This window comes from Streptomyces sp. NPDC014764 (assembly GCF_043082785.1).
Lineage (GTDB): Bacteria > Actinomycetota > Actinomycetes > Streptomycetales > Streptomycetaceae > Streptomyces > Streptomyces althioticus.
This window is the reverse complement of record NZ_JBIBXY010000002.1, coordinates 367,378-381,963: the sequence shown is the minus strand read 5'-3', so window position 1 is coordinate 381,963 and position 14,586 is coordinate 367,378. Positions and strand designations below refer to the sequence as shown.

The following is a 14,586-nucleotide window of genomic DNA, read 5'->3' as shown; positions in this document are numbered from 1 at the left end:
ATGCCCACGAACGGTGTTCCCACGAAGATCACACAAGGCTCGGGCACCAAGGGCGGCATCGGCGAGTCCACGCTCCGACCGGACGGCACCCTCAAGGTCACCGGCGAGTTCGCGTACTCGTCCGACATGTGGCACGAGGACATGCTCTGGGGGCAGATCCTGCGCTCCACCGTCGCCCACGCCGAGATCGTCTCCATCGACACCTCCGAAGCCCTCGCCACCCCGGGCGTGTACGCCGTCATGACGTACGACGACCTGCCCACCGAGGTGAAGCACTACGGTCTGGAGATCCAGGACACCCCCGTCCTCGCCCACGGCAAGGTCCGCCACCACGGCGAGCCCGTCGCGATCGTCGCCGCCGACCACCCCGAGACGGCCCGCCGCGCCGCCGCCAAGATCCAGGTGCAGTACCGCGAACTGCCGGTGATCACCGACGAGGCCTCGGCGACCGCCCCCGACGCCGTCCTCGTCCACGAGGACCGCGACGACCACCACGTCGGGCACGTCCCCCACCCCAACATCGTGCACCGCCAGCCCATCGTGCGCGGCGACGTGGAGGCAGCCCGCGGGCGCGCCCACGTCATCGTCGAGGGCGAGTACACCTTCGGCATGCAGGACCAGGCCTTCCTCGGCCCCGAGTCCGGCCTCGCCGTGCCCGAGGAGGACGGCGGCGTCCACCTCTACATCGCCACCCAGTGGCTCCACTCCGACCTGCGCCAGATCGCACCCGTGCTGGGCTTGCCCGAGGACAAGGTGCGGATGACCCTGGCCGGCGTCGGCGGCGCGTTCGGCGGGCGCGAGGACCTGTCCATGCAGATCCACGCCTGCCTGCTCGCCCTGCGCACCGGCAAGCCCGTCAAAATCGTCTACAACCGCTTCGAGTCCTTCTTCGGCCACGTCCACCGCCACCCCGCCAAGCTGTACTACGAGCACGGCGCCACCGCCGACGGCAAGCTGACCCACGTCAAGGCGCGCATCGTCCTCGACGGCGGCGCGTACGCCTCCGCCTCCCCGGCCGTGGTCGGCAACGCCTCCTCCCTCGGCGTCGGGCCGTACGCCGTCGACGACGTCGACATCGAGGCCATCGCCCTCTACACCAACAACCCGCCCTGCGGCGCGATGCGCGGCTTCGGCGCGGTCCAGGCGTGCTTCGCCTACGAGGCGCAGATGGACAAGCTGGCGTCCGAGCTCGGCATCGACCCGGTGGAGCTGCGGCAGCGCAACGCCATGGAGCAGGGCACGCTGCTGCCCACCGGCCAGCCCGTCGACTCGCCGGCCCCGGTCGCCGAACTCCTGCGCCGCGTCAAGGCGATGCCCATGCCGCCGGAGCGCCAGTGGGAGTCCAGCGAGGGCGCGGACGTGCGCCAGCTCCCCGGCGGCCTGTCCAACACCACGCACGGCGAGGGCGTCGTCCGGGGCGTCGGCTACGCGGTCGGCATCAAGAACGTCGGCTTCTCCGAGGGCTTCGACGACTACTCCACCGCACGCGTCCGCATGGAGGTGGTCGGCGGCGAACCGGTCGCCACCGTGCACACCGCGATGGCCGAGGTCGGCCAGGGCGGCGTCACCGTACACGCGCAGATCGCCCGCACGGAGCTGGGCGTCACCCAGGTGACGATCCACCCGGCCGACACCCGTGTCGGCTCGGCCGGTTCGACGTCCGCGTCCCGCCAGACGTACGTCACCGGCGGCGCGGTCAAGAACGCCTGCGAGCTGGTGCGCGAGAAGGTTCTCGAACTGGGCCGGCGCAAGCTGGGCTCCTACCACCCCGCCTGGGCGCACGCCGAACTCCTGCTGGAGGGCGGCAAGGTCGTCACCGACGGCGGCGAGGTCCTCGCCGACCTCGTGGACGTCCTCGGCGACGAGGCCGTCGAGGTCGAGGAGGAGTGGCGCCACCGTCCCACCGAGCCCTTCGACCTGCGCACCGGCCAGGGCAACGGCCACGTCCAGTACTCCTTCGCCGCACACCGCGCGGTGGTCGAGGTCGACACCGAACTCGGCCTGGTGAAGGTGATCGAGCTGGCCTGCGCGCAGGACGTCGGCAAGGCGCTGAACCCGCTGTCCGTCGTGGGCCAGATCCAGGGTGGGACCACCCAGGGACTGGGCGTGGCGGTCATGGAGGAGATCCTGGTCGACCCGCAGACGGCGAAGGTGCGGAATCCGTCCTTCACGGACTACCTCATCCCGACGATCCTCGACACCCCGACCATCCCGGTCGACGTCCTCGAACTCGCCGACGACCACGCCCCTTACGGCCTCCGGGGAATCGGCGAGGCGCCCACGTTGTCGTCCACGCCGGCGGTGTTGGCGGCGATCCGGACGGCGACGGGTCTGGAGCTGAACAGAACACCGGTCCGTCCGGAACACCTCACGGGCACGTCGTAACGCGGGGTGCGGGCCGGCTGCCCCCCAGCTGCGGGCATTCGTGCCTCCCCCAGTGCCTTGAAGGGCCTGGGGGGACCCCCAGGGCGGCACGAGTGGGCGCAGCGGCACCCCGCCAACGCCGGGTGCGGGTTCTCCGTGGCTGGTCGCGCAGTTCCCCGCGCCCCTCAAGGCGCGTTGCCGTCACGCCCGCTGCAAGGGCCCGCATCCGCCTGAGGGCGCTTCAGCCCCGGTCGCCGCAGGGCACACCAACGCCGTTCAGGCGTACCACGTTCGTCTCGGGCCGTCCCCCGGGTCGTGCACCTCCCCAAATCCCGTCCCCGCCATCCACGGTGGGGCCCGGGTGCCCCTATGAACCTTGGGAGCAGGCCCACATGACCCAACAGTCACTCGAACCGACGACCACCGCCGAGGACGCGGGACCAGGATCCCGCGTCCCGGCCGGACGGTCCTGGCTCGACCGCTACTTCCACATCACCCACAGAGGATCGACCCTCGCCCGCGAACTCCGCGGCGGCACCACCACCTTCATGGCGATGGCGTACATCCTCCTGCTCAACCCCCTGATCCTGTCCGGCGAGGACGCCGCCGGGAACACCCTCGCCCCCACCGCCCTCATCACCGCGACCGCCTTCGCCGCCGCCCTCTCCACGCTTCTCATGGGCTTCTTCGGCAAGGTCCCCCTCGCCCTGGCCGCCGGCCTCTCCGTGTCTGGCGTCCTCGCCTCCCAGGTCGCCCCGGAGATGACCTGGCCGCAGGCGATGGGCATGTGCGTGATGTACGGCGTGGTCATCATGCTGCTGGTCGTCACCGGCCTCCGCGAGATGATCATGAACGCCATCCCGCTCGCCCTGAAGCACGCCATCACCATGGGCATCGGGCTGTTCATCGCCCTGATCGGCTTCTACAAGGCGGGCTTCGTCCACCAGGGCGAGTCCACCCCGGTCAGTCTCGGCCCGTCGGGCGAACTCGCAGGATGGCCGGTGCTGTTGTTCGCGGTCACCCTGCTCGCCGTCTTCGTGCTGCAGGCCCGGGGGGTGCCCGGCGCCATCCTCATCGGCATCGTCGGCGGCACCGTGCTCGCCGTCCTGCTCAACGCGTTCGGCGTGATCGACCCGAAGCAGTGGGCGAGCGGCCCGCCCGAGCTGAAGGGCGGCGCGGTGTCGATGCCGGACTTCTCCCTCTTCGGCCACGTCGAGTTCGGCGGCTGGGGCGAGGTCGGCGCGATGACCGTCGGGATGATCGTCTTCACCCTCGTCCTGGCCGGGTTCTTCGACGCCATGGCGACCATCATCGGCGTCGGCACGGAGGCGAAGCTCGCCGACGACAAGGGCCGGATGCCGGGCCTGTCGAAGGCGCTGTTCATCGACGGGGCCGGCGGCGCGATCGGCGGTGTCTCGGGTGCGTCCGGCCAGACGGTGTTCGTCGAGTCCGCGACCGGCGTCGGCGAGGGCGCCCGTACCGGCCTGTCCTCCGTCGTCACCGGCCTGTTCTTCGCCGCGTGCCTGTTCTTCACCCCGCTGACGGCGATCGTGCCGGGCGAGGTCGCCGCCGCGGCCCTGGTGGTCATCGGCGCGATGATGATGTCGAACGCCCGCCATGTCGACTGGGCCGACCGCGCCACCGCGATCCCGGTGTTCCTGACCGTGGTGGTCATGCCGTTCACCTACTCGATCACCGCGGGTGTGGCCGCCGGCGTCGTCTCGTACGTCGCGATCAGGACCGGCCAGGGCCGGGCGCGGGAGGTCGGACCGTTCATGTGGGGACTGACCCTCGTCTTCCTGGTCTTCTTCGCCCTCGCCCCGATCGAGAGCTGGCTCGGGGTGCGCTGAGCGATCCACCTTGCATTTCACGTCACCGCAGTTGAGGAGAGCGAGACATGCTGGACATCGCCGAGGAGCTGGACCGGTGGGTCGCCGAGGGCCGTGACTTCGCCGTCGCCACCGTGGTGGCCGTCGGCGGCAGCGCGCCCCGCGGGGCCGGCGCCGCGCTCGCGGTCGACGCCGACGGCACGGCGGTCGGCTCGGTCTCCGGCGGGTGTGTGGAGGGCGCGGTGTACGAGCTGTGCGTCCGGGCGCTCGAGGACGGCGTGACCGTCCTCGAGCGGTTCGGTTACAGCGACGAGGACGCCTTCGCCGTCGGTCTCACCTGCGGCGGGATCATCGACGTCATGGTCACCCCGGTTCGGTCCTCGGACCCCGCCCGCCCCGTGCTGGCCTCCGCGCTCGCCGCGGCGGCAGGCGGGCGGGCGACGGCGCTCGCGCGGGTCGTCGAAGGCCCCGGCCACCTGCGCGGCCGCGCGCTCACGGTCCGCCCCGACGGCTCGTACGAGGGTGGGTTCGGTGCGCATCCGGAGCTGGACCGCACGGTCGTCGCCGAGGCGGGTGCCTTCCTGGACGCGGGCCGCACCGGCACCGTGGAGATCGGGGAGGAGGGCTCGCGCTGCGGGGCGCCGGTCGCCGTGCTGGTCGAGACGTCGGTGCCGCCGCCCCGGATGATCGTGTTCGGCGCGATCGACTTCGCGGCGGCGCTGGTACGGGTCGGCAAGTTCCTCGGCCACCACGTCACGGTGTGCGACGCGCGGCCGGTGTTCGCGACCCGGGCGCGCTTCCCGGAGGCGGACGAGATCGTCGTGGAGTGGCCGCACGAGTATCTGGCCCGCACGGACGTCGACGCCCGCACGGTGCTGTGCGTGCTCACCCACGACGCCAAGTTCGACGTGCCGCTGCTGAAGCTGGCGCTGCGTCTGCCGGTCGCCTACGTCGGCGCGATGGGCTCGCGCCGCACCCACCTGGACCGCAACGCGCGCCTCCGTGAGGCCGGCGTCTCCGAGCTGGAGCTGGCCCGGCTCAGGTCCCCGATCGGTCTCGACCTGGGCGCCCGCACCCCGGAGGAGACGGCCCTGTCCATCGCGGCGGAGATCGTCGCCGACCGCCGGGGCGGCACGGGCGCCGCCCTCACGGGCGCGCACACCCCCATCCACCACGACACCCGGCCCCCGACCGGCACCATCGGCTCGGTCGCCTGAACGGCCCCCGCCGGTCACCGGCCCACCGCATCAGCCCGGTGGCTCGGCGGCCCCCCGCCGGTCACCCGCCCGCCGCATCAGCCCGGTGGCTCGGCGGCCCCCGGCCGGTCACCTTCCGGGCCGCACCGGTGTTCTGAACGGCGGTGCCGTCACCGTCCGGACGTCGGCCGGCGGATCCGTCCCGGGGCGTGGAGGGGCGTGATCCGTACGCCCGTCACCAGGCCGTGGGATCGGCCGGCCCACAGGCATCGCGCCGGTGTTCGGAGCAGCCGGGCCGTCACCGTCCGGGTGTCGGCCGGCGGATCCGTCCCCCGGGGCGTGGAAAGGGCTGGCGCGCCCGTCCATCAGGCTGTGGGATCTGCCGGCCCGCCGGCGTCGCGCCGGTGTCCTGAGCGGCTTCCGTCCACCACACGGTGCCGCGATCGCCGCGCGGGCCCGTGGCCCCCGGTCAGGTCACCGCCCCGACCACGCGTGCCGGACCCGCCACAGGTCCCGCAGGAGCGCGATCTCGGCCATGTGGTGCACGAACTCCAGGCCGGCTCCCGCGATCACGCGGACGAACGGCTCGTCGGGGTCGGAACCGTAGGGGTACTGCGAGAAGCCGATCGTGTCGAGCTGCTCCTCGGTGACGGCGCCCACGGCGGCCCGCCACCGGTCGACGGTCTCCCAGAACCGCGCCACCGCGACGGCGGCACAGGGCGTGAAGTCGACCATCTGCTTCGGGTCCTGCCGCCGCTCGCCGAAGGCCCACTCCCAGCCGCCCGCGAACTCGTAGTGCAAGTGGTTCAGCCGCCACGCGATGGTCGTGAGCGGCGTGTCGTCCGGCTCCGGTTCCCCGGTGTGGGCGAGGACCTCCTCGACCCGCGCCAAGCTCACGCTCCAGTCCTCGGCGATCTTCTCGACGCTCATCCCGGAGGCCGCCTGCCGGGCCACTTCCGCGTACTCGCCCGCCGGGATGTCCGGGTCTCCCAGGTCGAGCACCCACTCGCCGGGCCCGAAGGCCCTGGGTGTCACCGCCTCGCCGCGCCGCCGGATCGACCAGCAGCCGGGGACCGGCTCCCAGAGGTACTCCTCGTCGCCCAGTCCCGACAGTCGCGCACGGGCCATGTCCGTCGCCTTGTCGAACTGCTCCAGCAGAATGCTCAAGCGGTCGGTCCGTGCGCCCTCGGTGCCCATGCCAGGCCTTCCCGTGGTCGGGGCAGATGCAACCCGGAAGGTAGTGTCCCCGTGCCGCGGGACGCGACTGCTTTTCCGGCGCACGGAATCCGGAGCCGGGACGGGCCCCGCGGATCTCAGCCCCGCCGCAGCAGCCGGTCCGTCGCCCGCCCGAACATCACGCGTCCCGCCCGCGCGAGCAGCCCGTCGCACGCGGCGGGGAGGAAACGCACACGGACGTCCTCCCGCCACACCACCCGGCTCCGTCCGCCGGGACGCGCGTGCACCTCGATCTCCGCCCACCCCAGGACCGTCCGCCCGTGCTTCTCCAGCCGGCAGAAGCCGGGGGAGCCGCCCGCCGGGGGCCGCCACGCGGTGACCTCCATCGGGTCGTCGAAGCCGAGCGGACCCGCGCCTGTGCGGGCGACGAACAGGGTGCCCTCGCCGGTGGGCGGGGGAGTGGTGACCGTGATCCGGGTCAGCGGGACCACCTCGCCGTGCCGGGGCCATGTCGTGACCCGCCGCCAGGCCTCGGCAGGGGGCAGGGACACGGTGCGCTGGAGCTCGAAGGTGGCCACGTCCCGATCCTAGGAGCCCCTTGCCGCTCCCGCCCTCAGCGATATGGGTGCGACGGTCCTCCGAAGTGGGCACCCCCGTTCGCCACGCCCACGGTCCGCTCGCCCCGCGGCAGTCCACGGTGCCGAACGGGCCTGTACGCCGGCCGCGCGGGCGGTGCCGGGCGCGGGTCGACCCCACGCGCGTGCACCCGGTCAGCGCCGGCGTCGGCGCGGCCCCGCTGTCGTCGCCGTCCTGGGGGAGAAGGCGTGCGCGGACCGCACGAACGGTCCGTACGCCCGGTCGCGTGGCCCGCTGTCGCGTGCCTCCGTACGGGTGATCGCACCCTGGGGAGCCGGTACCGGACCCTCGGGCGGCCGCCCGGCCCGTCCCGCCCTCCGACCTGCGCGGACCTCCTTCTCGGTGCACGCTGGTGCGGAGCACTGCACATCCACACGAAGCGGGACACGCCATGCCGAACGGTTTGACGCAGGTCACGTGCGGCACCCGCTCCCCGCAGTACTCGCCCGACCCAGGGACGGAGCCGACTCCCCATGCACGACCCCGGTGACCGCGCCTCGTTCCCCGCGCGCCGCCCCGTCCCCGCGCGCCGCCCCGTCCCCGCGCGCCGCCCCGCCCTCGCGGGCCGGCGCCCGTGCCCGCCGTGCGCCGGGCACGGGAGGGGGGCACCGCGATGACGCCGTACGCCGTCGTGATCCCCACCCTGGTCCGCGAGAGCCTCGCCGACTGTCTCGCCGCGCTCGCCGCCGCACACGGACCACGCCCCGAGCGCATCGTCCTCGTCGACGACCGTCCCGCCACGCCCGTCCCCGACCCGGGGCCCCTGGAGCACGCGCTGAGCGTCCTCGGCGACCTGCGCGCCCGCACCACCGTGCTGCTCGGAGAGGCGCGCGGCCCCGCCGCCGCCCGCAACACCGGACTGCGCGCCGTCACCGAACCCTGGGTGGTCTTCGTCGACGACGACGTCCAGGTCGGGCCGCACTGGTGCGCCCAGCTCGACCAGGACCTCGACGAGGCGACGCCCGACACCGCGGGCGTTCCGGGCGTCATCACCGTGCCGCTGCCCGGCGGACGCCGCCCCACCGACTGGGAACGCGGCACCGCGGGACTGGCCCGCGCCCGCTGGATCAGCGCCGACATGGCCTACCGCACCGAGATCCTCCGCAGGGCGGGAGGCTTCGACGAACGCTTCCCCCGCGCGCACCGCGAGGACGCCGACCTCGCGCTGCGGCTCCTCGACGCCGGCTGGCGCATCCGCCGAGGCTGCCGCACCACCCTGCACCCCGTGCGCCCCGCCTCCCGATGGGCGTCGGTGCGCAAGCAGCGCGGCCACGCCGACGACGCCCTGATGCGGCGGCTGCACGGCCCCGGCTGGTGGGAGAGGGCCGTCGCGCCGCGTGGACGCATCCGCCGGCACGCCGCGATCACCGCGGCCGGCGCCGCCGCGTGCGCGCTCGCCGTGACCGGACACCGCAGAGCCGCCGCGGCCTGCGCGGCGGGATGGGCGGCCGGCACCGCCGAGTTCGCCCGCGCCCGCATCGCGCCCGGGCCGCGCACTCCCGAGGAGGTGGCGATCGTGCTCGCCACCAGCGTGGTCATCCCGCCCGCCGCCACCTGGCACCGCCTGGCCGGCGCCTGGCGCCACCGGCACGCCCCCGCCTGGCGGGAGCTGGCCCGATGAGCCCCGTACGGGCGGTCCTGTTCGACCGCGACGGCACCCTGGTGCACGACGTCCCCTACAACGCCGCCCCGGAGCGCGTGCGCCCCGTCGAAGGGGCGCGCGAGGCGCTCGACGCGCTGCGCGCCCGTTCCATCCGCCTCGGCATCGTCACCAACCAGTCCGGCGTGGCCCGCGGGCTGCTCACCGAGGCCGACGTCCGGCGCGTCAACGCACGCGTCGAGGAACTCCTCGGGCCGTTCGACGTCCGGGTCTTCTGCCCGCACGGGCCCGACGACGGCTGCCCCTGCCGCAAGCCAAGGCCCGGCATGATCCTCGACGCCGCCGGGAGGCTGGGCGTCGACCCCGCCGACTGCGTCGTCGTCGGCGACATCGGCTCCGACGTCGAGGCCGCCTGCCGGGCGGGCGCGCGGTCCGTCCTCGTCCCCACACCCGTCACACGCGACGAGGAGACCGCCGCCGCCCCGCACGTGGCACGCGACCTGCCCGCGGCCGTAGGGATGATCCTCGACGGCCCGCCGTGGGCGGCCCCGGACGGCGCCCCGGCGCTCGGGCTGTACGCCGACGCCGAACACGCGCGGGTGGCGTGCGGGTCTGCCCGGCGCCTGCCGGGCGGCCCGGACCCGTCGCCGCCCCGGACCCGGAGGTACCCGTGAGAGCCCTCGTCACCCGGCTCGACAGCTTCGGCGACGTGCTGCTCGCCGGGCCCGCCGTACGGGCCGTCGCCGCCCGCGCCGACCACGTCACCCTGCTGTGCGGACCGCAAGGGGCGCCCGCGGCCCGGCTGCTGCCCGGGGTGGACGAGGTGCTCGTCTGGGAGTCCCCGTGGACCGGGTTCCGGCCGCCGCCCGTGGACCGGGACGACATCGACAAGCTCGTCGCGTCCCTCGACGCCGACGCCGCGCTCGTCCTCACCTCGTTCCACCAGTCGCCGCTGCCCACCGCGCTGCTGCTGCGGCTGGCAGGCGTGCCCTTCGTCGCCGCCGACAGCGAGGACCACCCGGGCAGCCTCCTCGACGTACGCCACCACCGCGCCCCGCACGCCCACGAGGCCGAGGCCGCCCTAGACCTCGCCGAGGCGGCCGGCTTCCCCCGCGTCGACGACGGCCGCCTGCAGGTCCTCCCGCCGCCCGCCGCCGATGCGCTGACCGGCGACGGACCGTACGTCGTGGTCCACCCCGGCGCCAGCGTGCCCGCCCGCGCCTGGAGCCCCGGACGCTGCGCCCAGGCGGTGCGGGAACTCACCGCCGCCGGACGGCGCGTCGTCGTCACCGGAGGCGCGGGGGAGCGCGACCTCACCGCGTACGTCGCCGGAGGCCGCGCCCTCGACCTGGGCGGCCGAACCGACGCCGCGCGGCTCGCCGGCGTCCTCGCCGGGGCCGACTGCGTTGTCGCGGGCAACACCGGCCCCGCCCATCTCGCCGCCGCCGTCGGCACCCCCGTGGTGTCGCTGTTCGCGCCGGTCGTCCCCGCCGAGCGGTGGCGCCCCTACGGCGTGCCCCACCTGCTGCTCGGCGACCAGGACGCCCCGTGCGCCGGAAGCCGCGCGCGGCGCTGCCCCGTACCGGGCCATCCCTGTCTGGACACCGTGACCGCGCTCGACGTCGTCACCGCGGTCGACAAGCTAGTGGAGGCGGCATGAGGATCCTGCTGTGGCATGTGCACGGGTCGTGGACCACGGCCTTCGTGCAGGGACCGCACACCTACGTCGTCCCCGTCACCCCGGACCGCGGGCCCGACGGGCTCGGCCGCGCCCGCACCTTCGACTGGCCCGACACGGTCGTCGAGGTGCCGCCGGAGCGCCTGTCGGAGCAGGACGTCGACGTCGTCGTGCTGCAACGCCCGCACGAGATCGGCCTGGTGGACCGCTGGCTGCGCCGCCGCCCGCCGCTGGTCTACCTGGAGCACAACGCCCCGCACGGCGACGTGCCCGACACCCGGCATCCCGCGGCGGACATCCCCGGCGTGACCCTCGTGCACGTCACCCACTTCAACCGGCTGATGTGGGACGCCGGTTCCACCCCCACGACGGTGATCGAGCACGGCATCGTCGACCCCGGCCCGCTGTGGACGGGCGAACTGCCGCACGCCGCCGTCGTCGTCAACGAACCGGTGCGGCGCGGCCGTACCACCGGCACCGACCTGCTGCCGGAGTTCGCCGCCGCCGCGCCGCTCGACGTGTTCGGCATGGGCACCGAAGGCCTCGCCGGGCACCTCGGCCTGCCCGCCGACCGGTGCCGCTCCCACGAGCTGACCCAGGCCCGCCTGCACGCCGAGATGGCCCGCCGCCGCGTCTACGTCCACCCGGTGCGCTGGACCTCCCTCGGCCTGTCCCTGCTGGAGGCCATGCACCTCGGCATGCCCGTCGTCGCCCTCGCCACCACCGAGGTCACCGAGGCGGTGCCGCCCGGCGCGGGCGTCGTCTCCAACCGCCTCGACGTCCTCACCGACGCCGTACGGGAGCTCGTCGCCGACCCGCTGAGCGCCCGCCGCACCGGCGAACTCGCCCGCGCCGCCGCCCTCGCCCGCTACGGCCTGCCCCGCTTCCTCGACGACTGGGAACGCCTGCTCAAAGAGGTCACGCGATGACATCCCCCAGGGTGCTCGTACTGCGGGCGCTTGGGCTCGGGGACCTGCTCGCCGGGGTGCCCGCGCTGCGGGCGCTGCGGCGGGGCTTCCCCGGCCACGACATCGTGCTGGCCGCGCCCGCCGAACTCGCCCCCGTCGCCGAGGCGACCGGGGCCGTCGACCGGCTGCTGCCCGCCTCCGCGCCCGGCCGGGCCGTCCCCCGCACGCTCGACTGGACAGGACCGCCCCCGGACGTAGCCGTCGACCTCCACGGCAACGGCCCGCCCAGCCACCGCCTGCTCCAGGACCTGCGCCCCGCGCGGCTGTTCGCCTTCGCGAACCCGGACACCCCCGGCGTCGAGGGCCCGCCCTGGCACCGCGACGAACACGAACGGGCCCGCTGGTGCCGTCTGCTGGACTTCTACGGCGTCGACGCCGACCCGGCCGACCTGCGGCTGCCCCAGCCGGAGGCCCCCGCGCCCGCCCCCGGCGCGGTCGTCCTGCATCCCGGCGCCGGCGCGCCCGCGCGCTGCTGGCCCGTCGAGCGGTACGCGGCCGTCGCCGCCGCCCTGCGGACGCGCGGGCTGCGGGTCGTGGTCACCGGGGGAGCGGACGAGTCCGACCTCGTGGCCCGGCTCGCCAAGGAGGCCCGGCTGCCCGACACCGACGTCTTCTCCGGCGGCCTGCCCTTCCCCCGGCTGTCCGCCCTCGTCGCAGGCGCCCGCGCGGTCGTCAGCGGCGACACCGGGATCGCCCACCTCGCGGTCGCCCACGCCACGCCCACCGTCACCCTGTTCGGCCCCGTCCCGCCGAGCCGCTGGGGCCCGCCCCCGCACCCCCGGCACACCGCCCTGTGGCACGGCCCCGAGGGCGACCCGCACGCCCGCCGCCCCGATCCGGCGCTGCTGCGGATCACCCCCGACGAAGTGCTCGACGCCGTGCACCGCCTGCCCCCACCCGAGGAGCCCGCCCCATGACCCGCCACCCCCGCGTCGGCGTCGTCATCGCCACCCGGAACCGCAGCGAACGCCTCGCGGTCACCCTGCGGCACCTCACCGACCTGGCCGAACGGCCGGGGATCCTCGTCGCCGACAACGCCTCCACCGACGACACCCGCGTCATGGTCGCCCGCGACTTCCCCCGTGTGCGGGTCCTCGCCCTCACCCGTAACCAGGGCGCCCTCGCCCGCAACCACGGCGCCCGCGCACTGGACACCCCGTACGTCGCGTTCGCCGACGACGACTCCTGGTGGGCGCCCGGCGCGCTCGACCGCGCCGCCGGCCTGTTCGACGCACACCCCCGGCTCGGACTGATCGCTGCCCGCACCCTCGTCGGCCCCGAGAATGCCGAGGACCCGCTCAACGAGCTCCTCGCCCGCTCCCCGCTCGGCCCCGCCGCCGATCTCCCCGGTGTGCAGGTGCTCGGCTTCCTCGCCTGCGCCTCCGTCGTCCGCCGCACCGCCTATCTCGACGCGGGCGGCTTCCACCGGGTGCTGTTCTTCGGCGGTGAGGAGACCTGCCTCGCCTACGACCTCGCCGCCCGCGGCTGGGGCGTCTCCCACTGCCCCGACGTCGTCGCCCATCACCACCCGGCCACCTCGGGACGCCCCGGCCGGCCCGCCCAGCAGCGCCGCAACGAGGTGCTCACCGCGTGGCTGCGCCGCCCCGTCCGGCACGCCCTCGCCCGCACCGGCGCCCTCGCCGCCGAGGCCCGCGCCGACACCACGGCCCGGCACGCCCTGCGCCAGACGTTCGCCCTGCTGCCCGCCGCCCTGCGCGCCCGCCGGCCGCTGCCGCCGCACGTGGAACGCGCCGCCCGCCGGCTGGAGCTGGAAGGGGCGACCGCATGACCGACCCGCGCACCACCGTCGTCGTCATCACCCACAACCGCCGCCGGGAACTGCTGCGGACCCTCGACCGGCTCGCCGGGCTCCCCGAACGGCCCGAGGTGATCGTCACCGACAACGCCTCCGCCGACGGCACCGCCGACGCCGTCGCCCGCCACCACCCGGAGGTCCGGCTGCTGTGCCCGGACCGCAACCTCGGCGCGGTCGGCCGCAACCTGGCGGTCCGCGAGGTCACCACCCCGTACGTCGCCTTCTGCGACGACGACTCCTGGTGGGCGCCCGGCTCCCTGACCGGCGCCGCCGACCTGCTCGACCGGCACCCCGGCGTCGTCTCCGTGACCGCCCGCATCGTCGTCGAGCCGCACGGCACCGAGGACCCCATAGTCCGCGAGCTGCGCGAATCGCCCGTGCCGGGGCCGCCGTGGCTGCCCGGACCCGCCCTCGGCTCCTTCCTCGCCGCCGCGACCGTGCTGCGCACGGACGCCTTCCGGAAGGCGGGCGGCTTCCACCCGAAGCTGTGGCTCGGCGGGGAGGAGGAACTGCTCGCCGTCGACCTCGCCGCCGACGGCTGGTGGCTCGTCTACGCCGACGACCTGACGATCCACCACCACGCCTCCGAGGCCCGTGACGCGACCCTGCGCCGCCGCCACGGCATCCGCAACACCCTGTGGTTCACCTGGCTCCGCCGCCCGGTCGTCCCCGCCCTGCGCCGTACCCTCGACCTGGCCCGCACGGTCCCGCGCGACACGACGTCGCTCCTCGCCTTCACGGAGGCGGCGGCCGCCCTCCCGTGGATCCTCCGCGAACGCCGCGTGCTCCCCCAGGAGGTCGAGACCCGCCTCCGCCTCCTGGAACCCGCCCAGCGCGCCTCGAAGGCCCGCCGTTACACGGGCTGACGCCGCGTTCTGCGTGACGGGCCTCAGGCCCGGCCCACGTGGGAGGGCGCATCCGGGGGCGCTTGCGCCGGCCCCAGCGGCGGCCCTTCAGCTCCCCTCGGGCGGTCCGCCGTCGCCCGACCACCTGGACAGCAGGCGGAAGCCCAGGAACACCACCACCGGCCACACCGCGGCGAACGTCCAGATCGCCCACGGCGCCGACGTGACGAGGCCCGTCACCATCAGGGCCACCGAGAACACGGCCAGGAGGGCGACTGTCCGGCCGCGTGGGTCGCAGCGGGCCACGCGGGCCGCGAACCGTTTCGGATCGGGGCCGCGACGGGCCCGGCGGCCCGTCAGCAACCGGTTGAGGTGACGGTCACGGCGCAGCGACCGCTCGATCTCGTCGAGGATGTGCTGCTCATGTTCAGGGAGCCGACCGAGGGACACCGTCTTCCTCCAACGACCGCCAGGGTGG

Annotated in this window: 13 protein-coding genes; 10 read left to right on the top strand and 3 right to left on the bottom strand. The window is 74.9% G+C overall.

Annotated features, from left to right (window positions below; genetic code table 11):
- The 3 genes from ACF1AG_RS06820 to ACF1AG_RS06810 all read left to right on the top strand — a co-directional run bounded on the left by ACF1AG_RS06820 (position 1) and on the right by ACF1AG_RS06810 (position 5,410).
- Positions 1–2,385: a xanthine dehydrogenase family protein molybdopterin-binding subunit gene (locus tag ACF1AG_RS06820; protein ID WP_391809405.1), complete on the top strand. Its 2,385-nt coding sequence runs from the start codon at positions 1–3 to the stop codon at positions 2,383–2,385.
- A 371-nt stretch (positions 2,386–2,756) separates the two neighbouring features.
- Positions 2,757–4,214, top strand: a complete 1,458-nt coding sequence (locus tag ACF1AG_RS06815; RefSeq protein WP_359602328.1) for an NCS2 family permease — start codon at positions 2,757–2,759, stop codon at positions 4,212–4,214.
- A gap of 47 nt (positions 4,215–4,261) precedes the next feature.
- Positions 4,262–5,410, top strand: a complete 1,149-nt coding sequence (locus ACF1AG_RS06810; protein WP_391809404.1) for an XdhC family protein — start codon at positions 4,262–4,264, stop codon at positions 5,408–5,410.
- A gap of 453 nt (positions 5,411–5,863) precedes the next feature.
- On the opposite strand, the gene ACF1AG_RS06805 is transcribed toward ACF1AG_RS06810, so the two are convergent.
- Positions 5,864–6,586: a DinB family protein gene (locus tag ACF1AG_RS06805; protein WP_359602331.1), complete on the bottom strand. Its 723-nt coding sequence runs from the start codon at positions 6,584–6,586 to the stop codon at positions 5,864–5,866.
- Positions 6,587–6,702: 116 nt separating this feature from the next.
- Positions 6,703–7,143, bottom strand: coding sequence for an SRPBCC family protein (locus ACF1AG_RS06800; RefSeq protein ID WP_359602333.1), 441 nt, complete (start codon positions 7,141–7,143; stop codon positions 6,703–6,705).
- A gap of 671 nt (positions 7,144–7,814) precedes the next feature.
- On the opposite strand from ACF1AG_RS06800, the gene ACF1AG_RS06795 reads away from it, so the two are divergent.
- Genes ACF1AG_RS06795 through ACF1AG_RS06765 form a run of 7 tightly spaced genes read left to right on the top strand, consistent with a single transcriptional unit; the run spans position 7,815 to position 14,129 of the window.
- Complete coding sequence (locus ACF1AG_RS06795; RefSeq protein WP_359602335.1) at positions 7,815–8,822, top strand: glycosyltransferase; 1,008 nt, start codon at positions 7,815–7,817, stop codon at positions 8,820–8,822.
- On the top strand, positions 8,819–9,475 hold the full coding sequence (locus tag ACF1AG_RS06790) for a D-glycero-alpha-D-manno-heptose-1,7-bisphosphate 7-phosphatase (RefSeq protein WP_391809403.1): 657 nt from the start codon (positions 8,819–8,821) through the stop codon (positions 9,473–9,475). The genes ACF1AG_RS06795 and ACF1AG_RS06790 overlap by 4 nt, the downstream gene beginning before the upstream one ends.
- On the top strand, positions 9,472–10,461 hold the full coding sequence (locus ACF1AG_RS06785) for a glycosyltransferase family 9 protein (protein ID WP_359602339.1): 990 nt from the start codon (positions 9,472–9,474) through the stop codon (positions 10,459–10,461). Before ACF1AG_RS06790 ends, ACF1AG_RS06785 begins: the two co-directional genes overlap by 4 nt.
- The gene (locus tag ACF1AG_RS06780) at positions 10,458–11,408 is read left to right on the top strand and encodes a glycosyltransferase (protein ID WP_359602341.1); all 951 of its coding nucleotides are present in this window, start codon (positions 10,458–10,460) and stop codon (positions 11,406–11,408) included. Before ACF1AG_RS06785 ends, ACF1AG_RS06780 begins: the two co-directional genes overlap by 4 nt.
- Positions 11,405–12,364: a glycosyltransferase family 9 protein gene (locus tag ACF1AG_RS06775; RefSeq protein WP_359602343.1), complete on the top strand. Its 960-nt coding sequence runs from the start codon at positions 11,405–11,407 to the stop codon at positions 12,362–12,364. Before ACF1AG_RS06780 ends, ACF1AG_RS06775 begins: the two co-directional genes overlap by 4 nt.
- Positions 12,361–13,236, top strand: a complete 876-nt coding sequence (locus ACF1AG_RS06770) for a glycosyltransferase (protein WP_359602345.1) — start codon at positions 12,361–12,363, stop codon at positions 13,234–13,236. Before ACF1AG_RS06775 ends, ACF1AG_RS06770 begins: the two co-directional genes overlap by 4 nt.
- Entirely contained in the window at positions 13,233–14,129 is an 897-nt protein-coding gene (locus ACF1AG_RS06765) for a glycosyltransferase (RefSeq protein ID WP_359602347.1), read from the top strand. The genes ACF1AG_RS06770 and ACF1AG_RS06765 overlap by 4 nt, the downstream gene beginning before the upstream one ends.
- Before the next feature lie 87 nt (positions 14,130–14,216).
- Here the strand turns inward: ACF1AG_RS06765 and ACF1AG_RS06760 are convergent, their stop codons facing one another.
- Complete coding sequence (locus ACF1AG_RS06760; protein WP_359602349.1) at positions 14,217–14,558, bottom strand: DUF3040 domain-containing protein; 342 nt, start codon at positions 14,556–14,558, stop codon at positions 14,217–14,219.
- Positions 14,559–14,586 lie beyond the last annotated feature (28 nt).